Consider the following 24,901-nt stretch of genomic DNA (forward strand, 5'->3'; position numbering starts at 1 on the left):
ATGCCCTCCCTTTTTCGCACTCCCATGAAGCCGTTTTTTGAGATCAGGCGGGCCTCGCCATTCCCGGAACAGCCTCAAAACAACAGGGATGATCCCATGTCGGTGGTACGCATCGGCCCATACACACTGCCCAATCAGCTGATCCTCGCCCCCATGGCGGGCGTCACCGATCAGCCGTTCCGGCAGCTGTGCCGGCGCCTCGGCGCCGGGCTGGTGGTGTCGGAGATGGTCACCAGCGACGTGCGCCTGTGGAACAGCCGCAAGTCCAGCCTGCGCATGATCCACAGCGGCGATCCCGAGCCGCGCTCGGTACAGATCGCCGGTGGCGACCCCGAAATGCTCGCCGAAGCCGCCCGCCGCAATGTCGAGCTGGGCGCACAGATCATCGACATCAACATGGGCTGCCCGGCCAAGAAGGTGTGCAACAAGGCCGCCGGCTCGGCCCTGCTGAAGGACGAGGAGCTGGTCGCCGCCATCCTCGACGCGGTGGTCAAGGCGGTCGACGTGCCGGTCACCCTGAAGATCCGCACCGGCTGGGATCGAGCGAACAAGAACGGCACAACCGTGGCAAAAATCGCCGAACAGGCCGGTATCAGCGCGCTGGCCGTGCATGGCCGCACCCGCGCCGACCTGTACACCGGCCAGGCCGAATACGACACCATCGCCGCGATCAAGCAGGCGGTCTCCATTCCGGTGTTCGCCAATGGCGACATCGACTCGCCACGCAAGGCCCGCAGCGTACTCGCCGCCACCGGCGCCGATGGCCTGCTGATCGGCCGCGCCGCCCAGGGGCGGCCGTGGATCTTTCGCGAAATCGCCCATTATCTGGCCACCGGCCAGGAGCTGGCAGCGCCGCCCCTGCACGAGATCGAACGGATCCTGCTGGAGCACCTGGCCGCCCTGCACGCCTTCTACGGCGAGGTGATGGGCGTACGCATCGCCCGCAAGCACGTCGGCTGGTACCTGGCCACCCTCCCCGGAGCCCGGGAATTTCGCACCGCTTTCAATCGTCTGGACAGTACGGACGCGCAGTACACCCACGTTCGGCAGTTTTTTGCCGCACGCCATAACAAGGACAACGAGGTGGCCGCATGACGAGGATGACCGAGCCTTTTTTTGATCAATCAGTTTTTGATGGGGCAGTACCCGTGAGCGACAACGCCAACCTGAAGCAGCACCTGAGCACACCCAGCGAGCAGGGCCACACCCTGCGCGGCAGTGTGGAAAAGGCGCTGCACAACTACTTTGCTCACCTCGAAGGCGCCGACGTCACCGATGTCTACAACCTGGTTCTGACCGAGGTCGAGGCCCCGCTGCTGGAAACCGTGATGAACTACGTCAAGGGCAACCAGACCAAGGCCTCCGAACTGCTCGGCCTGAACCGCGGCACCCTGCGCAAGAAGCTCAAGCAGTACGACCTGCTCTGACCCAATCCCGCATGAAGGGCGATCTCGGCCGAGGTCGCCCTTTATGTTTTTGATCTTTACCGCCTGATGGACAGTGACATGACCGACCAGACCACCCGCCTCCCCGTTCGCCGCGCCCTGATCAGCGTTTCCGACAAGACCGGCATCCTCGAGTTCGCCCGCGAACTCGTCGCCCTGGGCGTCGAGATCCTCTCCACCGGCGGCACCTACAAGCTGCTCAAGGACAACGGCGTGGCCGCCGTGGAAGTCGCCGACTACACCGGCTTCCCGGAGATGATGGACGGTCGCGTCAAGACCCTGCACCCGAAGATCCACGGCGGCATCCTCGGCCGTCGCGCCCTCGATGGCGCCGTGATGGAGCAGCACGGCATCAAGCCGATCGACCTGGTCGCGGTCAACCTCTACCCCTTCGCCGCCACCGTGGCCAAGCCCGGCTGTGACCTGGCCGACGCCATCGAGAACATCGACATCGGCGGCCCGACCATGGTCCGCAGCGCGGCGAAGAACCACAAGGACGTGGCCATCGTGGTCAACGCCAGCGACTACGCCGGCATCGTCGAGTCGCTCAAGGCCGGCGGCCTGAGCTACGCCCAGCGCTTCGACCTGGCCCTGAAAGCCTTCGAGCACACCGCTGCCTACGACGGCATGATCGCCAACTACCTGGGGACCATCGACCAGAGCCGCGAAACCCTGTCCACTGAAGACCGCGGCGCCTTCCCGCGCACCTTCAACAGCCAGTTCATCAAGGCCCAGGAAATGCGCTACGGCGAGAACCCGCACCAGAGCGCGGCGTTCTATGTCGAGGCCCAGCGCGGCGAAGCCAGCGTCTCCACCGCCGTGCAACTGCAGGGCAAGGAACTGTCGTTCAACAACGTGGCCGACACCGACGCCGCGCTGGAGTGCGTGAAGAGCTTCGTCAAGCCGGCCTGCGTCATCGTCAAGCACGCCAACCCGTGTGGCGTGGCCGTGGCCACCGACGAGGAAGGCGGCATCCGCAAGGCCTACGACCTGGCCTACGCCACCGACACCGAATCCGCCTTCGGCGGCATCATCGCCTTCAACCGCGAGCTGGACGGTGCCACCGCTCAGGCCATCGTCGAGCGTCAGTTCGTCGAAGTGATTATCGCACCCAAGGTTTCCGCCGAAGCCCGTGCCGTCGTTGCCGCCAAGGCCAACGTGCGTCTGCTGGAATGCGGCGAATGGCCGGCCGAACGTGCCGCCGGCTGGGACTTCAAGCGGGTCAACGGTGGCCTGCTGGTGCAGAGCCGCGATATCGGCATGATCAAGGCCGAAGACCTCAAAGTGGTCACCAAGCGCGCGCCGAGCGAGCAGGAAATCCACGACCTGGTGTTCGCCTGGAAAGTGGCCAAGTTCGTCAAATCCAACGCCATCGTCTACGCCAAGGGCCGCCAGACCATCGGCGTCGGCGCCGGCCAGATGTCGCGCGTGAACTCCGCGCGCATTGCCGCAATCAAGGCCGAGCATGCCGGCCTGCAGGTCGCCGGCTCGGTGATGGCCTCCGACGCCTTCTTCCCCTTCCGCGACGGCCTGGACAATGCGGCGGCCAATGGCATCACCGCGGTGATCCAGCCGGGTGGTTCGATGCGTGATGCGGAAGTCATCGCTGCAGCCGACGAGGCCGGCATCGCCATGGTCTTCACCGGCATGCGCCACTTCCGCCACTGACCGTGGCACGGCCGCGCTGAAGCGCCCGCCTGCGTTGTTGGAGGCCGATTCGCCGATGCTCATTGCCAGGCGGCAACTGCGCTCGTCGAACCGATCTCCGCCTAGCAGCCAGACGCTCCATCACGGCCGATACGACGCAAAAAGCAGACTTGTAGGTTGGGTTGAGCGCAGCGAAGCCCAACAGATTCGTAGGGTGGACCGCCCAGGCTGTCCACCAAACGGGCCCAAGGCCCGCCTCCAAAAGGAGAGAGACATGAACGTACTGATCATCGGCAGCGGCGGTCGTGAACACGCCCTGGCCTGGAAAGTGGCGCAGGACAAGCGCGTCGAGAAGGTCTTCGTCGCCCCGGGCAACGCCGGCACCGCCCTTGAGCCCAAGTGCGAGAACGTCGCCATCGACGTGCTGGCCATCGAGCAACTGGCCGATTTCGCCGAGAAGAACGTACAGCTGACCATCGTCGGCCCCGAGGCGCCGCTGGTGAAGGGCGTGGTCGACCTGTTCCGCGCCCGCAAGCTGGACATCTTCGGCCCCACCGCCGCCGCCGCCCAGCTGGAAGGTTCCAAGGCCTTCACCAAGGACTTCCTCGCCCGCCACGCGATCCCCACCGCCGACTACCAGAACTTCACCGAAGTCGAGCCGGCCCTGGCCTACCTGCGCGAGAAAGGCGCGCCGATCGTGGTCAAGGCCGACGGCCTGGCTGCCGGCAAGGGCGTGATCGTCGCCATGACCCTGGCCGAGGCCGAAGAGGCCGTGCGCGACATGCTGTCGGGCAACGCCTTCGGTGACGCCGGCGCGCGTGTAGTGATCGAGGAGTTCCTCGACGGCGAAGAAGCCAGCTTCATCGTCATGGTCGACGGCGAGAACGTGCTGCCGATGGCCACCAGCCAGGACCACAAGCGCGTCGGCGACGCCGACACCGGCCCGAACACCGGCGGCATGGGCGCCTATTCGCCGGCCCCGGTGGTCACCCCGGACGTGCACCAGCGCGTGATGGACGAAGTGATCTACCCGACCGTGCGCGGCATGGCAGCCGAAGGCAACGTCTACACCGGCTTCCTCTACGCCGGTCTGATGATCGACAAGGCCGGCAAGCCGAAGGTCATCGAGTTCAACTGCCGCTTCGGCGACCCGGAAACCCAGCCGATCATGGTCCGTCTGGAATCCTCCCTGGTGCTGCTGATCGAGGCCGCGCTGGCCAAGGCGCTGGACAAGGTCGAGGCCACCTGGGACCCGCGCCCGACCGTGGGCGTGGTGCTGGCGGCCGGTGGCTACCCGGCCGACTACGCCAAGGGCGACACCATCTCCGGCCTGGCCGACGCCGCGCAACTGGACGGCAAGGTATTCCACGCCGGTACCGCACTGAACGCTGCCGGTGAGATCGTCACCGCCGGCGGCCGCGTACTGTGCGCCACCGCCATCGGCCGCACGGTGTCCGAAGCCCAGCAGCAGGCCTATCGTCTGGCCGAGAAAATCCGCTGGAATGGCTGCTTCTACCGCCACGACATCGGCTACCGCGCCATCGCTCGCGAGCAAGGCAAGGCCTGAGGGTAAAGTTGCGGCAAAAGCCCATAAAAGGCAGCCCTGGTGGCTGCCTTTTGCCTATAAGCCACGGCTATAATCCGACGATTCACCATTGAAGGGACCTCGCCCGTGCGACGGCTCAGGATCGCCACCGGACTCATCGTCAGCCTGTTGCTGACCCTGTTCTGCCTGCCCCCGGCACTGGCGGAAGGTGAAGCCGCCACGCGCCCGGCCGCACAGGAAAGCTGGTCCATCCTGCTCGATAAGACGGCCGAACTCAGCTTCGCGCAGATCAAGGACCAGTCCGCCCGTTTCCAGCCGCTGGATCGTCGCGCCATCACCTTCCCGGCCTCGCGCCACGCCATCTGGCTGCATATCAAGACCCCGGCCTACCAGGCTCCGCACTGGCTGTGGCTGTTCGCCCCGCGCGTGCAGCACCTGGACTACTACCTGCTGCGCAATGGCCAGCTGGAGCAGCAGCTGCAGACCGGCGAAGCCCTGTCGCAGAACAGCCGCCCGCTGCCGTCGCGCGCCTACCTGTTCAGCCAGCCCAACGATGGCCAGCCGCGCGAAGCCTATATCCGCATGACCTCCAACCACGCCCTGATGATGTGGTTCAAGGCGATCAACGAGGCCGAGCTGGTCACCCAGGAAAAACCCGCCTACCTGTTCGGCGCCCTGCTCGGCGGCCTGCTCCTGCTGGCCCTGTTCAACCTGCTGCGCATGGCCTATTCGCCGACGACCAGCAACCTGTGGCTGGCCGGCATGCACCTGGCCCTGGCCCTCTGCGCCACCTGCAACATCGGCCTGCTGGCGGTATGGCTGCCGGAACAGAGCTACAACCAGTCGCTGATCGCCGACCTCTCGGCCCTGGCCGCCGGGCTCTGCGTCCTGGGCTTCACCCTGCGTTTCTTCCACGCCACCCCGGCCGAACACAGCCGGCTGCGCCACGTGCTGCACGCCGAGTTCCTGGTGATCAGCCTGGCCGCGGCGATGATCGCCTTCACCGGCCTGTTCTGGCACAGCTGGCTGGTCTATGGCCTGGTGATCATGACTGCCCTGACCGTGCCGGTGATCGCCTTCATCCACTGGCGCGCGGGCTACCAGCCGGCGCGCCTGATCGTCGCCGGCCTGCTGGTCTTCAACCTGGGCTTCGCCGTGCTGATTCCGGTGCTGTTCGGCTTCGACCAGCTCAACCCGGGCTGGCTGGTGCTCAGCCTGTTCAGCGTGGCCATGCTCTGCGGGCTGACGCTCAGCATCGCGCTGGCCGAGCGACAGCGGCAGATCCAGAACGACACCCTGTTCCAACGTACCAGCGAAGCAGCCAGCAGCGCCGAGCTGAAAGCCAAGGCCGAATTCCTCGCCAAGATCAGCCACGAAATCCGCACCCCGATGAACGGCGTGCTGGGCATGACCGAACTGCTGCTCGGCACACCGCTGTCGGCCAAGCAGCGCGACTACGTGCAGACCATCCACAGCTCCGGCAACGAGCTGCTGACCCTGATCAACGAGATTCTCGACATCTCCAAGCTGGAATCCGGGCAGATCGAGCTGGACGACGTGCAGTTCGACCTCAACGCCCTGATCGACGACTGCCTGGACATCTTCCGCGCCAAGGCCGAGCAGCAGAAGGTCGAGCTGATCAGCTTCGTCCAGCCGCAGGCGCCGCGGGTCATCAGCGGCGACCCGACCCGCCTGCGCCAGGCCCTGCTCAGCCTGCTGGACAACGCCTTCCGCCAGACCAGCGAAGGCGAGATCCTCCTGGTGGTGGCCCTGGACAGCGAAAGCAAGCTGCCGCGCCTGCGCATCGCCGTGCAGGACAGCGGCCGCGCCCTGGAGGCCGCCGAGCGCGATGCCCTGCTCAACACCGAACTGCACAGCGCCGACTTCCTCAGCACCAGCAAGCTCGGCGGCCGCCTCGGCCTGATCATCGCCCGCCAGCTGGTGCGCCTGATGGGCGGCGAGTTCGGCATCCAGAGTGGCGACAACCAGGGCAGCACCCTGTGGCTGACCCTGCCGCTGGACGCCGAGCGCCTGGAACAACCCACCGCCGACCTCGACGGTCCGCTGCAGGGCGCCCGCCTGCTGGTGGTCGACGACAACGAGACCTGCCGCAAGGTGCTGGTGCAGCAATGCGTCGCCTGGGGCCTGCAGGTCAGCAGCGTGGCGTCCGGCAAGGAGGCCCTGGCCCTGCTGCGGACCAAGGCGCACATGCACGAGTTCTTCGACGCGGTGCTGCTCGACCAGGAAATGCCCGGCATGACCGGCATGCAGCTGGCGGCCAAGATCAAGGAAGACCGCAACCTCAACCACGACATCCTGCTGGTCATGCTCACCGGCATCAGCCATGCGCCGAGCAAGATCATCGCGCGCAACGCCGGGATCAAGCGCATCCTGGCCAAGCCGGTGGCCGGCTACACCCTCAAGACCACCCTGGCCGACGAGCTGGCCCAGCGCCAGAGCGGCTTCAGCGTGCCCCTGACGCATGCCGGCGAAGGCCCGGCGCTGAAGGTTCCGGAAGACTTCCGTATCCTCGTCGCCGAGGACAACAGCATCTCCACCAAGGTCATCCGCGGCATGCTGAGCAAGCTCAACCTGCAGCCGGACACCGCCAGCAACGGTGAAGAAGCCCTGCGCGCCATGCAGGCGCGGCAGTACGACCTGGTACTGATGGACTGCGAAATGCCGGTGCTCGACGGCTTCTCCGCCACCGAGCAGCTGCGCGCCTGGGAGCAGCGCGAACGGCGCAGCCACACGCCGGTGGTGGCGCTGACCGCGCACATCCTCACCGAGCACAAGGAGCGCGCGCGCCAGGTCGGCATGGACGGGCACATGGCCAAGCCGGTAGAGATGTCGCAACTGCGCGAACTGATCGCCCACTGGGTGGCCGAGCGCGAACGCCGCCAGCATGCCGCCCTGCCCGGCTGAATCCGCCCCATGCCGCGCCGCGACGCGGCCGCTATGCTTGCCCCAACCGCCTTCTGACGAGTCCGCCCCATGCTGCCCGAGCTGTTCAGCCTGTACCTGAAGATGCTGGTCCTCTACAGCCCGTTCTTCGTGCTGTCCTGCTTCATCGGTCTGACCCCCGGCTACACCAACCGCGAGCGCAAGAAGCTGGCCTGGAAGGTGGCGCTCGGCACCCTGATCGCCAGCGTGCTGCTGTACCTGTTCGGCCAGAGCATCTTCGACGTGTTCGGCATCACCGCCGACGCCTTCCGCATCGGCGCCGGCTCCGTGCTGTTCATCTCCGCCCTGGGCATGGCCCAGGGCAAGTCGGCGGTACAGACCGACGACATCCACCAGGATGTCACCATCGTGCCGCTGACCATCCCGCTCACGGTCGGCCCCGGCACCATCGGCGCCCTGCTGGTGATGGGCGTCAGCCAGCCGCACTGGGACGACAAGCTGCTGGCCGTGGCCGGCATCGCCCTGGCCAGCCTCACCGTCGGCTTCGTGCTGTTCCTCTCCCACGGCTTCGAGCGGGTCCTGGGCGAGAAGGGCCTGCAGATTCTCAGCCGCCTGATGGGCCTGTTCGTCTGCGCCCTGGCGGCGCAGATCATCTTCACCGGCGTGCGCGGCTACCTGCTGCCCTGAATCCCGGTGCCGGCTCGCTGCCGGGGTTAAAGCACCGAGTCACTCCTATCTCACCACCAGCGTGCCTCGGCGCCGGGCAGACAAGCGCCGCCGGCCCGCACGCCGCCCCTTGCCTCAAAGCAGTGCATACCGCGATGCGGTCGGCCGGACCCGCGCATCCGCGCACCAAGATCGCTCAGGCGCAGCCCTGCACGGCACACCCCGATCCGCAGAAAGCCCGCTGGCACAAGGCTTTGCGCAGCTTGGCACGGATGCTGCCAAAGAACTGGCGACCCTTAGGTTCAATCACAGTTGCGCATGGAGCCCTAACAAGATGAAACGCCGTCCTCTGTTGAAATCCACCCTCGCCGCCAGCGCCCTGCTGCTCAGCGGCCTGTTCCCCTACAGCCTGCAGGCCGCCGAGACCATCAAGGTCGGCATCCTCCACTCGCTGTCCGGCACCATGGCGATTTCCGAGACTTCGCTGAAAGACATGGCGCTGATGACCATTGACGAAATCAACGCCAAAGGCGGCGTCAATGGCAAACAACTGGAAGCCGTGGTGGTCGACCCGGCCTCCAACTGGCCGTTGTTCGCCGAGAAAGGCCGCCAGCTGCTGACCCAGGACAAGGTCGACGTGGTGTTCGGCTGCTGGACCTCGGTATCGCGCAAATCCGTGCTGCCGGTGTTCGAGGAACTCAACGGCCTGCTGTTCTACCCGGTGCAGTACGAAGGCGAAGAGATGTCGCCGAACGTCTTCTACACCGGCGCCGCGCCGAACCAGCAGGCAATCCCAGCCGTGGAATACCTGATGAGCGAAGACGGCGGCGCCGCCAAGCGCTACTTCCTGCTCGGCACCGACTACGTTTACCCGCGCACCACCAACAAGATCCTGCGCAGCTTCCTGCACAGCAAAGGCGTGGCCGACAAGGATATCGAAGAGGTCTACACCCCCTTCGGCCATAGCGACTATCAAACCATCGTCGCCAACATCAAGAAGTTCTCCGCCGGCGGCAAGACTGCGGTGATTTCCACCGTCAACGGCGACTCCAACGTGCCGTTCTACAAGGAACTGGCCAACCAGGGCATCGAAGCCACCGACATCCCGGTGGTGGCCTTCTCGGTCGGCGAAGAAGAACTGCGCGGCATCGACACCAAGCCGCTGGTCGGCCAACTGGCGGCGTGGAACTACTTCCAGTCGGTGGAAAACCCGGTCAACACCGAGTTCGTCAACAAGTGGAAGGCCTACGCCAAGGCCAAGAACCTGCCGGGCGCCGACAAGGCGGTGACCAACGACCCGATGGAAGCCACTTACGTCGGCATCAACATGTGGGCCCAGGCCGTCGAGAAAGCCGGCACCACCGACGTCGACAAGGTGCGTGAAGCCCTGGCCGGCCAGACCTTCGCCGCGCCGAGCGGCTACACCCTGACCATGGACAAGACCAACCACCACCTGCACAAGCCGGTGATGATCGGCGAAGTCCAGGAAGACGGGCAGTTCTCCATCGTCTGGCAGACCGAAGGCCCGCTGCGCGCCCAGCCGTGGAGCCCGTACATCCCCGGCAACGACAAGAAGCCGGACTATGCGGTGAAGTCCAACTGATCCGCCGGGCCTAGCCCGATTCACTCCGTAGGAGCCAGCTTGCTGGCGATCGAAGCAACGCGGTTGTCCTGGTGAACCGCGATCGCGAGCAAGCTCGCTCCTACGGAGCTCCGCTTCCAGGACATATGTATGCCCACTGCCCTTATCCGCATTCTCCTGTCACTGGCCCTGCTCCTGCCATTGACCACCCATGCCGGCGATGCCGCCGACTTCGTCGCCGCCAATCCCGCCCAGCAGGCCAAGCTGCTGGAAAACTGGGCCGCCCAGCCCGATCCCGTCCGCCTGCCACTGCTCGATGCCCTGCAGAGTGGCCGTCTGGCCAGTGACAGCAACAAGACGCCCTTCCTTGAAGAAGCCGGCCGCTTCGTCGCCGCCGAAGGCCAGGCCGAGCCGGCCAGCCCGCCGAAGAAGCTGCGCCTGAACAACCGCCTGCGCGGCCTGCTGGCCACCGCCCAGGCCAGCCACCAGTTACTTGCCAGCGCGCCGGCCGTGCGCCTGGCCGCCGCCCAGCAACTGCAGAAGAGCGCCAAGCCGGCGCAGCTGGAACTGCTCAATGCCCGCGTCGCCAGCGAGGAGGACGCCAGCGTGCGCGCCGCCCTGGCCCTGGCGTTGGCCAACCTGCAACTGGTCGACCCGGACCCGGCGATCCGCCTGAGCGCCGTACGCCTGCTCGGTGAGACCGGCGAACCGTTGGCCCGCACCCGCCTGGAAGCGCTGCTCACCGAAGGTGTGGAAAGCGATGCCGAGGTGCGTACCGCCGCCACAACCAGCCTGGCCCAGGTCAAACGTCGCCTGCTCGGCGGCGAGCTGCTCGGCCAGGCGTTCAGCGGCCTGAGCCTGGGCAGCATCCTGCTGCTGGCGGCGCTGGGCCTGGCCATCACCTTCGGCCTGCTCGGGGTGATCAATATGGCCCACGGCGAGATGCTGATGCTCGGTGCCTACACCACCTACATGGTGCAGATCGCCTTCCAGAAACTCGCCCCCAACTACCTGGCCATCTACCCGCTGGCCGCCCTGCCGATCGCCTTCTTCGTCACCGCCGCCATCGGCATGGCCCTGGAACGCACGGTGATCCGCCATCTCTATGGGCGCCCGCTGGAAACCCTGCTGGCCACCTGGGGCATCAGCCTGATCCTGATCCAGCTGGTGCGGGTGATCTTCGGCGCGCAGAACGTCGAGGTGGCCAACCCCGAGTGGTTGTCCGGCGGCGTGCAGGTGCTGCCGAATCTGGTGCTGCCCTACAGCCGCATGGTGATCATCGGCTTCGCACTCTTTGTGGTGGCCTTGACTTGGTTGTTGCTGAACAAGACCCGCCTCGGCCTCAACGTGCGCGCCGTGACGCAGAACCGCAATATGGCGGCCTGTTGTGGGGTTCCTACAGGGCGGGTGGACATGCTCGCCTTCGGCCTCGGCTCGGGCATCGCAGGCCTAGGCGGCGTGGCCCTCAGCCAGATCGGCAACGTCGGCCCGGACCTGGGCCAGAGCTACATCATCGACTCGTTCCTGGTGGTGGTGCTCGGTGGCGTCGGCCAGCTGGCCGGTAGCGTGCTGGCCGCCTTCGGCCTGGGCGTGGCGAACAAGATCCTCGAACCGCAGATCGGCGCCGTGCTGGGCAAGATCCTCATCCTCGCGCTGATCATCCTGTTTATCCAGAAACGACCCCAAGGTCTTTTTGCACTGAAAGGACGGGTGATCGACTAATGACTCAAGCACTCAATCAAACGTTGCTGGCACGCGCCACGGCGAAACTCGGACCGAAGACCTCGCTGACCATCGGCGGCCTGATCCTGCTCCTGCTGCTGGCCATGCCGCTGCTGCACCTGCTGCCGGCCGACCATGCCCTGCATGTCTCGGCCTACAGCCTGACCCTGGTCGGCAAGATCCTCTGCTACTGCGTGGTCGCCCTGGCACTGGACCTGGTCTGGGGCTATGCCGGCCTGCTCTCGCTCGGCCACGGCCTGTTCTTCGCCCTCGGCGGTTACGCCATGGGCATGTACCTGATGCGCGAAAGCGCCGGTGACGGCCTGCCCGCGTTCATGGTGTTCCTCTCCTGGACAGAGCTGCCGTGGTACTGGTACGGCACCTCCAGCTTCCTCTGGGCGCTGTGCCTGGTGGTGCTGGCGCCCGGCCTGCTGGCCCTGGTGTTCGGCTTCTTCGCCTTCCGCTCGCGGATCAAGGGCGTGTATTTCTCGATCATGACCCAGGCGCTGACCTTCGCCGGCATGCTGCTGTTCTTCCGCAACGAGACTGGTTTCGGCGGCAACAACGGCTTCACCAACTTCCGCAGCATGCTCGGCTTCGACATCACCGCGCCGAGCACCCGCGCCGTGCTGTTCCTCTGCACCGTGGCGCTGCTGGTCGGTAGCCTGCTGCTGGGCTTCAAGCTGGCGCGCAGCAAGTTTGGCCGGGTACTCACCGCCCTGCGCGACGCGGAAAACCGCCTGATGTTCTGCGGCTACGACCCTCGCGGCTACAAGCTGTTTATCTGGGTGCTCTCCGCCGTGCTGTGCGGCCTGGCCGGTGCGCTGTACGTGCCGCAGGTGGGCATCATCAACCCCAGCGAGATGTCGCCGACCAACTCCATCGAGGCCGCCGTGTGGGTCGCCCTCGGTGGTCGCGGCACGCTGATCGGCCCGCTGCTCGGCGCCGGTCTGGTCAATGGCATGAAGAGCTGGTTCACCGTGGCCTTCCCCGAGTACTGGCTGTTCGCCCTGGGCTTCCTGTTCATCGTCGTCACGCTGTTCCTGCCCAAGGGCGTGATCGGCCTGCTGCGTAAGAAGGGAGAGCAATGATGCGCGCCACTCCAGTACCCGAATTCATGCTCGAGCCCGCCTTCGACCCGGCCGGCACAGGCCGCGAGGCCGTCGGGCTCGGCAGCGCCGCGGCCAAGGGCCTGGATGTGCGTCACGGCACCATACTCACTCTGGAAGGCATCAACGTCAGCTTCGACGGCTTCAAGGCGCTGACCGACCTCAACCTGTACATCGGTGTCGGCGAACTGCGCTGCATCATCGGCCCCAACGGCGCCGGCAAGACCACCATGATGGACGTGATCACCGGCAAGACCCGCCCCGACAACGGCCACGCCTACTTCGGCGAAACCCTCGATCTGACGCAGATGAGCGAAGTCGAGATCGCCCAGTCCGGCATCGGCCGCAAGTTCCAGAAGCCCACGGTGTTCGAGGCCCTCAGCGTGTTCGAAAATCTCGAACTGGCGCTGAAGACCAACAAGTCGGTGTGGGCCAGCCTGCGCGCCAAACTCTCCGCCGCACAGAAAGAACGGATCGACGAAGTCCTCGCCACCATCAAGCTGGAAAGCGCGCGCCAGCGCCCGGCCGGGCTGCTGTCCCACGGCCAGAAGCAGTTCCTCGAGATCGGCATGCTGCTCGTGCAGGATCCGCAATTGCTGCTGCTCGACGAGCCGGTGGCGGGCATGACCGACGCCGAGACCGAATTCACCGCCGAACTGTTCAAGTCCCTGGCGCGCAAGCACTCGCTGATGGTGGTCGAGCACGACATGGGCTTCGTCGGCTCCATCGCCGACCACGTCACCGTGCTGCACCAGGGCAGCGTGCTGGCCGAAGGCTCGCTGGCCCAGGTGCAGGCGGATGAGCGGGTGATCGAGGTTTATCTCGGCCGCTAAATACCGAGGATCGCGAGCCAGGCTGCACAGGATTGATGGTTCCCACGCTCCAGCGTGGGAATCCCTAACGGGACGCTCCGCGTCCCAGCGACGCAGAGCGTCACCGGATGCATGCCCACGCAGAGCGTGGGAACGATCAAGGGGCAAGACATGCTGCAAGTCCAACAACTGCACCAGTACTACGGCGGCAGCCACATCCTGCGTGGCTTGAGCTTCGAGGCCAAGGTCGGCGAAGTCACCTGCCTGCTTGGCCGCAACGGCGTGGGCAAGACCACCCTGCTGAAATGCCTGATGGGCCTGATCCCGGCCAAGGAAGGCGCCGTGCAATGGGAAGGCAAACCGATTACCGCATTCAAGCCACACCAGCGCGTGCACGCCGGCATCGCCTACGTACCGCAGGGGCGAGAAATTTTCCCTCGACTGACAGTCGAAGAGAATCTGCTGATGGGGCTTTCCCGTTTTGGCGCGACGGAAGCCAAGGAAGTCCCGGCTTTTATCTACGAGCTGTTCCCGGTGCTGCTGCAGATGAAGCAACGCCGCGGCGGCGACCTCTCCGGAGGCCAGCAGCAACAGCTGGCCATCGGCCGCGCACTGGCCAGCCAGCCGCGCCTGCTGATCCTCGACGAACCCACCGAGGGCATCCAGCCCTCGGTGATCAAGGAGATCGGCGCGGTGATCAAGAAGCTCGCAGAGCGCGGCGATATGGCCATCCTGCTGGTCGAGCAGTTCTACGACTTCGCCGCCGAGCTGGCCGACCAGTACCTGGTGATGAGCCGTGGCGAGATCGTCCAGCAGGGCCGTGGCGAGACGATGGAAGCCGATGGCGTGCGCGGGCTGGTGGCAATCTGATACAACACAGCCCATGAACGCAGCCCTTCCCCCTACCCTGTTCACCCCCAACTGGCATGCCGAGCTGGAACTCGGCTATGCGCGCCAGGGTGACGCCACGCGGCCCGTGCAGCGCCGCCATCTCGGCCCCCTGCGGGTGCAGAAGCACCTGTACGCCGAAGGCCCCGAGGTGTGCCAGCACATCATCGTCCACCCGCCGGGCGGGATTGCCGGGGGTGATCGCCTGCACATCAGCGCCACCCTCGGCGAGCACGCCTGGGCCCAGCTGACCAGCCCCGGCGCCGCCAAGTGGTACCGCGCCGCCGGGCCGGCCTATCAGCAGGTCGAACTCAAGGTAGCCGCCGGCGCCACCCTGGAATGGCTGCCGCAGGAAACCATCGTCTACGCCGGCGCCCAGGCCGAGCTGAGCACCCGCATCGACCTCGAGGGCGACGCGCGCCTGTGCTACTGGGACATGGTCGCCCTCGGCCGCCCGGCGGCGGGAGAACGCTTCGACGCCGGGCATTTCCAGGCCCAGCTGGATATCCGCCGCGACGGCCAGCTGCTCTGGCACGAACGCCAGCGCATCAGCGGCAACGACGGCCTGCTCGACTCGCCGATCGGCCTGGCCGGGCAGCCGGTGTTCGCCACCCTGCTGATCAGCGGCGAACTCGCCACCGAATTGCTGGAACGCTGCCGCACCATCCCCGGCCCGGTGCACGGCGACCTCAGCCAGCTGCCGGGCCTGCTGGTCGCCCGCTGCCTGGCCGGCGAGGCGCTGCATGCCCGCGCCTGGCTGATCGAACTCTGGCGCCTGCTGCGCCCTGCCTTGCTCGGGCGCGAAGCCGTGCCCCCTCGTATCTGGAGTACCTGATGGATCTTTCACCCCGCGAGAAAGACAAGCTGCTGATCTTCACCGCCGGCCTGGTCGCCGAGCGGCGCCTGGCCCGTGGCGTGAAGCTCAACTACCCGGAAGCCATGGCCTACATCAGCGCCGCCCTGCTCGAAGGCGCCCGCGACGGCCAGACCGTGGCCGAGCTGATGCACTACGGCACCACCCTGCTGACTCGCGAGCAGGTGATGGAAGGCATCCCGGAAATGATCCCGGAAATCCAGGTCGAGGCCACCTTCCCGGATGGCACCAAACTGGTCACCGTGCACCAACCCATTGCGTAACAAGCGTAGGGCGGGTGCAACCCGCGCCATGAGATCGCGGGTTGCACCCGCCCTACGCGAGGAAGCCACATGATCATTCGCGATGCCCGCGACAGCGACCTGGAAGCCATCCGCGACATCTTCAATGACGCCGTGCGGAGCACCACGGCGATCTGGATGGACGCCACCGTCGACCTGGCCAACCGCCAGGCCTGGCTCGCCGCGCGCCGCCAGCAGGGTTACCCGGTACTGGTCGCGGTGGATGCCGAGGACCATGTGCTCGGCTATGCCGCCTATGGCGACTGGCGGCCCTTCGACGGTTTCTGCAACACCGTGGAAAATTCGCTGTACATACAGGCCGAGCAGCGTGGCCGCGGCCTCGGCGTGCTGCTGCTCGGCGCCTTGATCGAGCGCGCACGGGCTGGCGGCAAGCATGTGATGGTCGCCGCCATCGAGAGCGGCAACAGCGCCTCCATCGGCCTGCACCAGCGCTTTGGCTTCACCATCACCGGGCAGATGCCCCAGGTCGGCCGCAAGTTCGGCCGCTGGCTGGATCTGACCTTCATGCAACTGATCCTCACCCCGGAGCGCAGCGCACCATGATTCCCGGCGAATACCAGATCCAGGACTGCGAGATCGAACTCAATGCCGGCCGCCGCACCCTGCGCGTGACCGTGGCCAACAGCGGCGACCGGCCGATCCAGGTCGGCTCCCACTTCCACTTCTTCGAGACCAACGATGCGCTGACATTTGACCGTGAGACCACGCGGGGCATGCGCCTGAACATCGCTGCCGGCACCGCCGTGCGCTTCGAGCCGGGCCAGTCGCGCGAAGTCGAGCTGGTGGAGCTGGCGGGTGATCGTCGCGTCTACGGTTTTGCCGGTCGCATCATGGGAGCGCTGTAATGAAGATTTCCCGCCAAGCCTATGCCGACATGTTCGGCCCCACCGTTGGCGACAAGGTACGCCTGGCCGACACCGAGCTGTGGATCGAGGTGGAGAAGGACTTCACCACCTACGGCGACGAGGTCAAGTTCGGCGGCGGCAAGGTCATCCGCGACGGCATGGGCCAGAGCCAGCTGTGCGCCGAGGACGTGGTCGACACGGTGATCACCAACGCGCTGATCATCGACCACTGGGGCATCGTCAAGGCCGACGTAGGCCTCAAGGGCGGGCGCATCGCTGCCATCGGCAAGGCCGGCAACCCGGATATCCAGCCCTTTGTCACCATCGCCATCGGCGGTGCCACCGAAGTGATCGCCGGCGAGGGCATGATCCTCACCGCCGGCGGCGTCGACACCCATATCCACTTCATCTGCCCGCAGCAGATCGAAGAAGCCCTGATGAGCGGCACCACCACCATGATCGGCGGCGGCACCGGCCCGGCCACCGGCACCTATGCCACCACCGTGACGCCCGGCCCGTGGCACATGGCGATGATGCTCAAGGCCGCCGATGCCTTCCCGATGAACATCGGCTTCACCGGCAAGGGCAACGTCTCGCTGCCCGAGCCCTTGATCGAACAGGTCAAGGCCGGCGCCATCGGCCTCAAACTGCACGAGGACTGGGGCACCACCCCGGCGGCCATCGACAACTGCCTAAGCGTGGCCGACCAGTACGACGTGCAGGTGGCCATCCACACCGACACCCTCAACGAGTCCGGCTTCGTCGAGACTACGCTGGGCGCGTTCAAGGGCCGCACCATCCACACCTACCACACCGAAGGCGCCGGCGGCGGCCATGCGCCGGACATCATCAAGGCCTGTGGCTTCCCCAACGTGCTGCCCAGCTCGACCAACCCGACCCGGCCGTTCACCAAGAACACCATCGACGAACACCTGGACATGCTGATGGTCTGCCACCACCTCGACCCGAGCATCGCCGAGGACGTGGCGTTTGCCGAAAGCCGCATCCGTCGCGAGACCATCGCCGCCGAAGACATCCTGCATGACCTCGGTGCGTTCTCGATGATCAGCTCCGACAGCCAGGCCATGGGCCGCGTCGGCGAGGTGATCACCCGCACCTGGCAGACCGCCGACAAGATGAAGCAGCAGCGCGGCGCCCTGCCAGAAGACGCACTGGGCAACGACAACTTCCGGGTCAAACGCTATATCGCCAAGTACACCATCAACCCGGCGATCACCCATGGCATCAGCCATGAAGTCGGCTCTATCGAAGTGGGTAAGTTCGCCGACCTGGTGCTGTGGCGCCCGGCGTTCTTCGGGGTCAAGCCGACGCTGATCCTCAAGGGTGGCGCCATCGCCGCCAGCCTGATGGGCGACGCCAACGCCTCGATCCCAACGCCGCAACCGGTGCACTACCGGCCGATGTTCGGCAGCTACGCCGGCATGCTGCACGCCACCAGCCTGACCTTTATCAGCCAGGCCGCCTTCGATGCCGGGGTGCCGGAGCAACTGGGTTTGCAGAAGCAGATTGGCGTGGTCAAGGGCTGTCGCACCGTGCAGAAGAGCGACCTGATCCATAACGACTACCTGCCGAGCATCGAGGTCGACCCGCAGAACTACCAGGTCAAGGCCGACGGCCAGCTGCTCTGGTGCGAACCGGCCGAGGTACTGCCGCTGGCGCAGCGGTACTTTCTGTTCTGAGCAGCCTGTTCTGAGCGGCCTGTTCTGAGGTCGTGCTTGCTGCGCTCAACCCGGGTCTAGCGGGCGCGCTGCCCCCAGGCCAGGGCCGCGCCGCTGAGGATGATCACCGCCATGCCGAGGATCGACCAGGCATCCGGGGCATGGTCGAAGAACACCAGCCCGAGCAGTGTGGCGGTAACGATCTGGCCATAGGTGAACGGCGCCAGGCTGGCCGCGCTGGCGAAGCGGTAGGCGTGGGTCAGCAGCATATGGCCGGTCATGGCGGTGGCCCCCAAGGTCGCCATCAACAGGCCATCCATCAGGCTCGGCGTCTGCCAGACCCAGGGCAGCAACAGGCTCATGCTCAGGGTGCCGAGCAAGGCGGAGAGGAAGTTGCTGGTGGCCGGGTGGTCGGTCGCGCTCAGCCGCCGGGTCAGCAGCTGATACAGGCCAAAGCAGAACGCCGCGCCCAGCGGCAGCAGGATCGCCGGAGTGAACAGGGCACCGCCGGGACGCACGATCAGCAACACGCCGAGCAGGCCACAGCCCACCGACAGCCACAGGCCGCGGCTGATGTGTTCTTTCAGCCAGGTCGCCGACAGCACGATGACCACCAGCGGCGCGAGGAAGATCACCGCCGTGGCTTCACCTAACGGGATATAACGCAGCGCGCTGTAGAACAGCAGGGTGATCGCCACCAGGCTCAGGCCGCGCACCAGTTGCAGCCAGGGCCGCTGGGTGCGTACCAGGCTCCAGCCCATGCGCGGCGCAAACAGCGCCAGCATCAGCACGCTCTGCGACAGGTAGCGTAGCCAGACCACCAGCAGCACCGGATAAACCGCCGTGAGGACCTTCGACAGCGCATCCTGGCTGGACAGCAGCAGACCGGAACAGAGGATCAGCAGTATCCCCAGCCCCGGACGGGAGGTGTTATGCACAGAAGGTAACCCGACACATAATTAGCAAGCTACTCATGTTACTGAACGAGCGCCCAGCCTGACCAGCGGCTCTCGTAGCTTATTGATCAATGGCAATGCGCCCGGGCACTAGAGGACTAAAGTTAAAGCTACCTTCACTGCGCGAGAAGCCAGCATGCCTATTCTCAAGCCCCTCGCGGCAAGCACTGCTTTGTCGCTGTTGTTCAGCTTCACTCCGGCGCATGCCGAAACCCTGGTGCCGCTCAATGGCCAGACCCAGCAACAGATCCAGAGCGATATCACTGCCTGCCAGAGCCAGGCCGGCGGCAGCTCGAGCAGCTCCAGTGACAGCGGGCGTGACGGCGGTGGCCGCCTACGGGGCGCGACCGCCGGGGCAGTGGCTGGCGCCGCCGCCGCCGAGGTGCGCGGCGAGCGTCACGAAGAGGTCTATGACCGGGTGGACGACGATGTGAAGCAGGAATACCGGCAGAATCAGGCGCGCGAGGCCGCGGCCGTCGGCATGGTGGTCGGCGGTTCCCGCGACCGGCGGGAGCGGCGCGACGATCGGCGCACGGCCGAGCAGGCGTCCAGCACATCGAGCTCGGCCTATTCCAGCTGCATGCAGAGCCGCGGCTACTCGATCACGCCCTGATCAGCGTAGCTGGCTGTCCTTGCTGCCGCGCCGGTTGTATCCGGCGAACTGCGCCTGCTCCTTGTCGTGCTCGCTCTGGCACGCCACGCACAGGCGCACACCCGGAACGGCCTGGCGCCGGGCTTCGGGGATAAGCGCGGCGCACTCCTGGCAATGCGTCAGGCTGGCGCCGCGCGGCAGCTGGCTGCGGGCACGCTGGATGGCATCCTCGATGCTGCTGTCGATCTGTTCCTGCACCGCGCCATCGCTGCTCCAGCCACCGGCCATGACCACCTCCGCTACGTTAGCGTCCTGCGACAGTTATGCGCAGACTCGCGGCGATTTGCCAGTGCAGTTCGTCTATTCCTGCACGTCCATGTACTCGCGTGCCCAGACGATATAGTCCTCGGGCTGGGTGTACTTGTGGGTCAGCTCGGTGGCGCTGTGCGCGCTGGCAGCGATGCCGCGCTGCTCGCGCAGGCAGTCGTAGGTGGCCTTGATCGCGGCGAAGTAGGCGGCATGACCGTCGACCACGATGCGCACGCCGAGACTGGCCAGGCGCGAGTCGTCACGCAGCGAGGGGTTGCCGTAGCTAACCAGCATCAGCGGCACGCTGAGGTTCTGCGCGATCAGCTCCAGGTGTTCGAAGTCGCGCACCCCGACCATGCAGATGGCATCGGCCCCGGCGGCCTGGTAGGCCAGGGTGCGGCGGATCACCTCGTCGACATCCAGCACGCCGGCATGGGTGCGGGCGATGATCGCCAGCTCGGGATCGACCCGTGCCTCCAGTGCCGCGCGGATCTTGCCGACACCTTCGTCGATGCCGATCAGGTCGGTGGACTTGCGGCCGAACTGGGCCGGCAGCAGGGTGTCTTCCAGGGTCAGCGCGGCGATGCCGGCACGTTCCAGTTCGACCACCGTGCGCATCACGTTGAGCGCGTTGCCGTAGCCGTGGTCGGCATCGGCGATCACCGGCAGGCGGGCGACCCGGCCGATGCGGGTGGCCTGCTCGACGAACTCGCTGAGGCTGATCAGGGCGAAGTCCGGCGCCGCCAGAACTTGTAGTGAAGCTACAGAACCGCCCAGGATACCCACCTCGAAACCGAGGTCTGCAGCGATCCGCGCAGACATTGGATCGAACACAGATGCCGTGTGATAGCAGGAATTAGCTGCAAGAAGTGCGCGAAACTGCGCGCGAAGGTCGTGATGTGAGGCTCTTTGCATGGTCTGCACTACAAGTCGTTGTCTGCTCTGGAGGGTCAATTATGTAGCAAAACTACAAAAGCATCCATGCACCAAGATCGCCATATAGCCCCATCAACCTTGCGCCCGGCTTTCAGCAGCGAAGCAAAAGCCATATCTCGCTTGCACACTGGGCTGCGCGACAAGCCTGCCGAGCCCGGCTGCGCTCGACGCCAACCTACCCGCGCCAAAACACAGGGCACCCCTGCCAACCTGATGCAAACCCAACGCCACTGCCCGTACCTATGACTCGGCAGCCGTTCACCGACGTTGCGTGGCAACTGTCGCGACCAGATCGCCGGCAAATCCATTCCCACGCCAGGTCCGATGACCGCTGCCACACGCCGGCGAGCATCTCCTATTGCGCAGGCTCTGCGGAGCCGGCTTCAGGCAGCCAGCGCTGGCGGAGCTGCACGAGACTACCGTCCCGGCGCATCCCATCAAGCTGCCGCTGCCACTCGGCGATCACCGCGGGGGCGGTCTGCCTGGAAAACGCGATGTAATAATCGGACTTCATGAAGCTCAGGTGGGCCTGCACGTCATCGGTGCTCAGCCCGCCGGCGGCCAGCTCCTCGCGCAGGGTCACGTCCTCGGCGACGATCAGCTTGACCCGACCGTGCTTGAGCATGATCACCATCTGCCTGGAGTTGGGCACGCCATAGAGGTTGGTGAAGCCCATGCGCTGCAGGGTCTCGAAGCTGTACCACTGTTTGGGCAGGGCCAGGGTGCCGCTGTTGGCGGCATCTTCCAGGGTATCGATGCGCAGGTTGCTGGACTTCAGCGAAAAGAAGCGCGTGGAGCCCTGCAGAATCGGCCCCACCCACTGGAACAGCGGCTCACGCTCCTCGGTTCGGACCATGGAGAACAGCGCCGTGTCGGGCTCGGTCTTGACCAGGTGGTAGGCCCGCGTCCAGGGCAGCAACTCCATGCGCACGGCATGCCCGGTGCGCTGCACCAGCATGCGCACCACTTCCACCGAGTAGCCACCCAGCTTGCCGTCGCGGCTATAGCTGGTCGGCGGCGCCTCCTCGGTCAGCAGCAACAACTCGGCCGAACCCGGGCTCGGCAGAACCAGGCCCAGCAGCAAGCCGGCCAGCAGCCATGCACGCATCGTCGCCTCCTCCCCGTTCAGTTCAGCCTAGCCCATGTCGACGCACTTGCCGGGCGGCCATGAGGCTCGACCAAGCCACGCCTGGCCAGTGGCGATCCATGGCTTGCAGTTGCCCGTCGGCATTCGTCCCGCATACCCCATGCGCGGCATGACGCGCCCCGACACACGGGCGCAGATTCCCCGAGCATGCCGCGCCGCTCTCGCATAAACTGCGCGGCCGTTTTTTCCCGGAACCGCTGCAGCATGAGTCTCGATCTTCCCGCCAATGCCCTGGGCATCGACTTCGGTACTTCCAACTCCACCGTCGGCTGGTGGCGCAACGGCGTCGAGCCGCTGCTGGAACTGGAAGACGGCAAGATCACCCTGCCCTCGGTGGTGTTCTTCAACACCGAGGAACGCCGCCCGGTGTATGGCCGCCTGGCCCTGCACGAATACCTGGACGGCTATGAAGGGCGACTGATGCGCTCGCTGAAGAGCCTGTTGGGTTCCAAGCTGCTGAAAAGCGAAACCACCGTGCTGGGCAGCGCCCTGCCGTTTCGCGACCTGCTCGGCTTCTTTATCGGCGAGCTGAAGAAGCGCGCCGAAGCCTTCGCCGGCCGCGAGTTCGAGCAGGTGGTGCTGGGCCGTCCGGTGTTCTTCGTCGACGACGACCCGCTCGCCGACCAGGAAGCCGCCAACACCCTGGTGGCGGTGGCCAACAAGCTCGGCTTCAAGGACGTGTCATTCCAGTTCGAGCCGATCGCCGCGGCCTTCGACTACGAACGCACGGTGACCCGCGAGGAACGCGTGCTGATCGTCGACATCGGCGGCGGTACCTCGGACTTCTCGCTGATCCGCCTGTCGCCCGAGCGCCGCGATATGGCCGAGCGGCAGAGCGACATCCTCGCCACCGGCGGCGTGCATATCGGCGGCACCGACTTCGACAAGCAGCTCAGCCTGGAAGGGGTGATGCCGCTGTTCGGCTACGGCAGCCGGATGAAGAGCGACGCCTTCATGCCCACCAGCTACCACCTCAACCTGGCCACCTGGCACACGATCAACGCGGTGTACGCGCAGAAGTCGCAACTGGCGCTGCAGAACATGCGCTACGACATCGTCGACCCGACCGGCATCGACCGCCTGTTCAAGCTGATCGAGCAACGTGCCGGGCACTGGCTGGCCATGCAGGTGGAGGACAGCAAGATCGCCCTGACCGAGCACGACCAGCACCGCATCGACCTGCAGCGGGTCGAAAGCGGCCTGCAGGTCCTGCTCGACCGGCCGCTGTTCGACCAGGCCATCGGCGGCCTGCTGGAGCGGGTCACCGCCAGCGTCGCCGAGCTGCTCACGCAGGCCGGGGTGAAGGCCGAGGACATCGACACGGTGTTCTTCACCGGCGGCTCCAGCGGCATCCCGGCCCTGCGCCAGAGCATCTGCGCCCTGCTGCCGAATGCCCGCGCCACCGAAGGCAACACCTTCGGCAGCATCGGCAGCGGCCTGGCCATCGAGGCGAAGAAGCGTTACGGCTGATTCAGCCGAGCACGACGCGATGACTGGCCGCGACGCCCGAGGCAGGCTATGGTGACGCCCCTAGCCTTGCCGGAGCCCGCCATGCGTACAGCCCTCGTACTCTCCCTGCTGATCCTCGCCCTGAGCGGCTGCGACGCCGGCGCCACCGCGACCACCGCTGCCCTGCAGGCCGAACAGGCCAAGCAGGCACAGCAGCAGATGGACCAGCTCAAACAGCAGATCGACCAGGCCAACGCCCAGAGTCAACAGCGCCTGCAGCAGCTGGAACAAGAGTCGCAGTAACGACGGGCTTCGCGGCTGAAGCCGCTCAAGCGACGCAACATGAAAAACGGCGCCTTTGGGCGCCGTTGTCTATTTCAGAGGATCTGCCCCAGGGCATCCAGCAAGGCCTGGTTCTGCTCCGGCGCGCCGATGGTGATGCGCAGGAACTGGGCGATGCGCTGCTGCTTGAAGTGCCGCACGATCACGCCGTGCTCGCGCAGGGCCGCGGCCAGCTCGCCGGCATCATGCTGCGGGTGACGGGCGAAGATGAAGTTGGCGGCCGATGGCAGCACCTCGAAACCCAGGCCGCTCATGGCGGCCACCAGCGCCTCGCGGCTGGCAATCACCGCCTGGCAGGTCTGCTGGAAATACGCCTTGTCCTCGAACGCCGCCGCCGCACCGGCAATCGCCATGCGGTCCAGCGGGTAGGAGTTGAAGCTGTTCTTGATCCGCTCCAGGGCCTCGATCAGGTCCGGGTGGCCGACTGCCAGACCAACCCGCAGGCCGGCCAGGGAGCGCGACTTGGACAGGGTCTGGGTCACCAGTAGGTTGGGATACTGGTTCACCAGGCTGATTGCCGTCTCGCCACCGAAGTCGATATAGGCCTCGTCGACCAGCACCACGCTGTCCGGATTGGCCTTGAGCAGGCGCTCGATGGCGTCCAGAGCCAGGGCGCAGCCAGTTGGCGCATTGGGGTTGGGGAAGATGATGCCGCCATTGGGCCGCGCGTAGTCTTCCACGCGAATCTGGAACTGCTCATCCAGCGGCAAGGCCTCGTAGGGGATGCCGTACAGGCCGCAGTAGACCGGGTAGAAGCTGTAGGTGACATCCGGGAACAGCAACGGCTGGCCATGCTGGAACAGGCCGTGGAAGGCGTGCGCCAGCACCTCGTCGGAACCGTTGCCGACAAACACCTGGGCAGTGCTCACGCCGTAGTAGTCGGCCACCGCCTGTTTCAGGCGGTCGCTGTTGGGGTCCGGATACAGGCGCAGGCTGTCGTTCAGCTCGGCCTGCATGGCGGCGATCGCCTTGGGCGACGGGCCATAGGGGTTCTCGTTGGTATTCAGCTTGACCAGCCTGGCCAGTTTCGGCTGCTCACCCGGCACGTAGGGCACCAGGTCCTTGACGAAGGGGCTCCAGAATTTGCTCATCTGCCCTTCTCTCCTCGAATTCGTTCGATCTGCTTGTTGTAGGAGCCAGCTTGCTGGC

Annotated in this window: 24 protein-coding genes; 19 read left to right on the plus strand and 5 right to left on the minus strand. The window is 65.8% G+C overall.

Going from position 1 to position 24,901, the window contains the following annotated elements; translation table 11 throughout:
* Positions 1–96 precede the first annotated feature (96 nt).
* The 16 genes from dusB (at position 97) to ureC (ending at position 18,042) form a co-directional block, all read left to right on the plus strand.
* Positions 97–1,095, plus strand: a complete 999-nt coding sequence (gene dusB / locus GV001_RS17055) for a tRNA dihydrouridine synthase DusB (RefSeq protein WP_160081973.1) — start codon at positions 97–99, stop codon at positions 1,093–1,095.
* On the plus strand, positions 1,092–1,427 hold the full coding sequence (fis, locus tag GV001_RS17060; protein ID WP_160081974.1) for a DNA-binding transcriptional regulator Fis: 336 nt from the start codon (positions 1,092–1,094) through the stop codon (positions 1,425–1,427). The genes dusB and fis overlap by 4 nt, the downstream gene beginning before the upstream one ends.
* Positions 1,428–1,505: 78 nt before the next feature.
* The gene (gene purH, locus GV001_RS17065; RefSeq protein WP_160081976.1) at positions 1,506–3,113 is read left to right on the plus strand and encodes a bifunctional phosphoribosylaminoimidazolecarboxamide formyltransferase/IMP cyclohydrolase; all 1,608 of its coding nucleotides are present in this window, start codon (positions 1,506–1,508) and stop codon (positions 3,111–3,113) included.
* Positions 3,114–3,366: 253 nt separating this feature from the next.
* On the plus strand, positions 3,367–4,659 hold the full coding sequence (gene purD / locus GV001_RS17070) for a phosphoribosylamine--glycine ligase (RefSeq protein ID WP_160081978.1): 1,293 nt from the start codon (positions 3,367–3,369) through the stop codon (positions 4,657–4,659).
* A 105-nt stretch (positions 4,660–4,764) separates the two neighbouring features.
* Complete coding sequence (locus GV001_RS17075) at positions 4,765–7,563, plus strand: hybrid sensor histidine kinase/response regulator (protein WP_160081980.1); 2,799 nt, start codon at positions 4,765–4,767, stop codon at positions 7,561–7,563.
* A 69-nt stretch (positions 7,564–7,632) separates the two neighbouring features.
* Complete coding sequence (locus tag GV001_RS17080) at positions 7,633–8,229, plus strand: MarC family protein (protein ID WP_160081982.1); 597 nt, start codon at positions 7,633–7,635, stop codon at positions 8,227–8,229.
* A 313-nt stretch (positions 8,230–8,542) separates the two neighbouring features.
* The gene (gene urtA, locus GV001_RS17085; protein ID WP_160081984.1) at positions 8,543–9,811 is read left to right on the plus strand and encodes an urea ABC transporter substrate-binding protein; all 1,269 of its coding nucleotides are present in this window, start codon (positions 8,543–8,545) and stop codon (positions 9,809–9,811) included.
* Positions 9,812–9,940: 129 nt separating this feature from the next.
* Entirely contained in the window at positions 9,941–11,512 is a 1,572-nt protein-coding gene (gene urtB, locus GV001_RS17090; RefSeq protein ID WP_160081986.1) for an urea ABC transporter permease subunit UrtB, read from the plus strand.
* Positions 11,512–12,603 carry an urea ABC transporter permease subunit UrtC gene (gene urtC / locus GV001_RS17095; RefSeq protein ID WP_160081988.1) on the plus strand — a complete coding sequence of 364 codons (1,092 nt, stop codon included), beginning with the start codon at positions 11,512–11,514 and terminating at the stop codon, positions 12,601–12,603. The genes urtB and urtC overlap by 1 nt, the downstream gene beginning before the upstream one ends.
* Entirely contained in the window at positions 12,603–13,454 is an 852-nt protein-coding gene (gene urtD / locus GV001_RS17100; protein WP_160081990.1) for an urea ABC transporter ATP-binding protein UrtD, read from the plus strand. The genes urtC and urtD overlap by 1 nt, the downstream gene beginning before the upstream one ends.
* Before the next feature lie 150 nt (positions 13,455–13,604).
* On the plus strand, positions 13,605–14,303 hold the full coding sequence (gene urtE, locus GV001_RS17105; protein ID WP_160081992.1) for an urea ABC transporter ATP-binding subunit UrtE: 699 nt from the start codon (positions 13,605–13,607) through the stop codon (positions 14,301–14,303).
* Positions 14,304–14,316: 13 nt separating this feature from the next.
* Positions 14,317–15,156 (plus strand): urease accessory protein UreD, encoded by an 840-nt coding sequence (locus tag GV001_RS17110; RefSeq protein ID WP_160081994.1) that lies wholly within the window; start codon positions 14,317–14,319, stop codon positions 15,154–15,156.
* Entirely contained in the window at positions 15,156–15,458 is a 303-nt protein-coding gene (gene ureA, locus GV001_RS17115; protein ID WP_160081996.1) for an urease subunit gamma, read from the plus strand. The genes GV001_RS17110 and ureA overlap by 1 nt, the downstream gene beginning before the upstream one ends.
* 69 nt (positions 15,459–15,527) lie before the next feature.
* Positions 15,528–16,040, plus strand: a complete 513-nt coding sequence (locus GV001_RS17120) for a GNAT family N-acetyltransferase (protein WP_160081998.1) — start codon at positions 15,528–15,530, stop codon at positions 16,038–16,040.
* Positions 16,037–16,342: an urease subunit beta gene (locus GV001_RS17125; RefSeq protein ID WP_160082000.1), complete on the plus strand. Its 306-nt coding sequence runs from the start codon at positions 16,037–16,039 to the stop codon at positions 16,340–16,342. Before GV001_RS17120 ends, GV001_RS17125 begins: the two co-directional genes overlap by 4 nt.
* Positions 16,342–18,042, plus strand: a complete 1,701-nt coding sequence (ureC, locus tag GV001_RS17130; RefSeq protein WP_160082002.1) for an urease subunit alpha — start codon at positions 16,342–16,344, stop codon at positions 18,040–18,042. The genes GV001_RS17125 and ureC overlap by 1 nt, the downstream gene beginning before the upstream one ends.
* Positions 18,043–18,098: 56 nt before the next feature.
* Here the strand turns inward: ureC and GV001_RS17135 are convergent, their stop codons facing one another.
* Entirely contained in the window at positions 18,099–18,959 is an 861-nt protein-coding gene (locus GV001_RS17135; protein ID WP_256664951.1) for a DMT family transporter, read from the minus strand.
* 154 nt (positions 18,960–19,113) lie between these two features.
* Between GV001_RS17135 and GV001_RS17140 the strand changes: the two genes are divergently transcribed.
* Positions 19,114–19,590 carry a hypothetical protein gene (locus GV001_RS17140; protein WP_160082004.1) on the plus strand — a complete coding sequence of 159 codons (477 nt, stop codon included), beginning with the start codon at positions 19,114–19,116 and terminating at the stop codon, positions 19,588–19,590.
* Here GV001_RS17140 and GV001_RS17145 read toward each other — a convergent pair whose 3' ends face one another.
* From GV001_RS17145 to GV001_RS17155, 3 genes are all read right to left on the minus strand, one after another.
* Entirely contained in the window at positions 19,591–19,857 is a 267-nt protein-coding gene (locus GV001_RS17145) for a DksA/TraR family C4-type zinc finger protein (protein WP_160082006.1), read from the minus strand.
* A 72-nt stretch (positions 19,858–19,929) separates the two neighbouring features.
* A complete protein-coding gene (locus GV001_RS17150) occupies positions 19,930–20,793 on the minus strand; it encodes an oxaloacetate decarboxylase (RefSeq protein ID WP_160082008.1) in 864 nt (287 codons plus the stop codon).
* Between the two features lie 376 nt (positions 20,794–21,169).
* Entirely contained in the window at positions 21,170–21,922 is a 753-nt protein-coding gene (locus GV001_RS17155; RefSeq protein WP_160082010.1) for an ABC transporter substrate-binding protein, read from the minus strand.
* Between the two features lie 243 nt (positions 21,923–22,165).
* Between GV001_RS17155 and GV001_RS17160 the strand changes: the two genes are divergently transcribed.
* On the plus strand, positions 22,166–23,431 hold the full coding sequence (locus GV001_RS17160) for an Hsp70 family protein (protein WP_160082012.1): 1,266 nt from the start codon (positions 22,166–22,168) through the stop codon (positions 23,429–23,431).
* 81 nt (positions 23,432–23,512) lie between these two features.
* Positions 23,513–23,713, plus strand: coding sequence for a hypothetical protein (locus GV001_RS17165; RefSeq protein ID WP_160082014.1), 201 nt, complete (start codon positions 23,513–23,515; stop codon positions 23,711–23,713).
* A gap of 74 nt (positions 23,714–23,787) precedes the next feature.
* On the opposite strand, the gene hisC is transcribed toward GV001_RS17165, so the two are convergent.
* Positions 23,788–24,843, minus strand: coding sequence for a histidinol-phosphate transaminase (gene hisC, locus GV001_RS17170; RefSeq protein WP_160082016.1), 1,056 nt, complete (start codon positions 24,841–24,843; stop codon positions 23,788–23,790).
* Positions 24,844–24,901 lie beyond the last annotated feature (58 nt).

Origin of the sequence: Pseudomonas sp. 8AS, assembly GCF_902506505.1 — a bacterium.
Taxonomy (GTDB): Bacteria; Pseudomonadota; Gammaproteobacteria; order Pseudomonadales; family Pseudomonadaceae; genus Aquipseudomonas.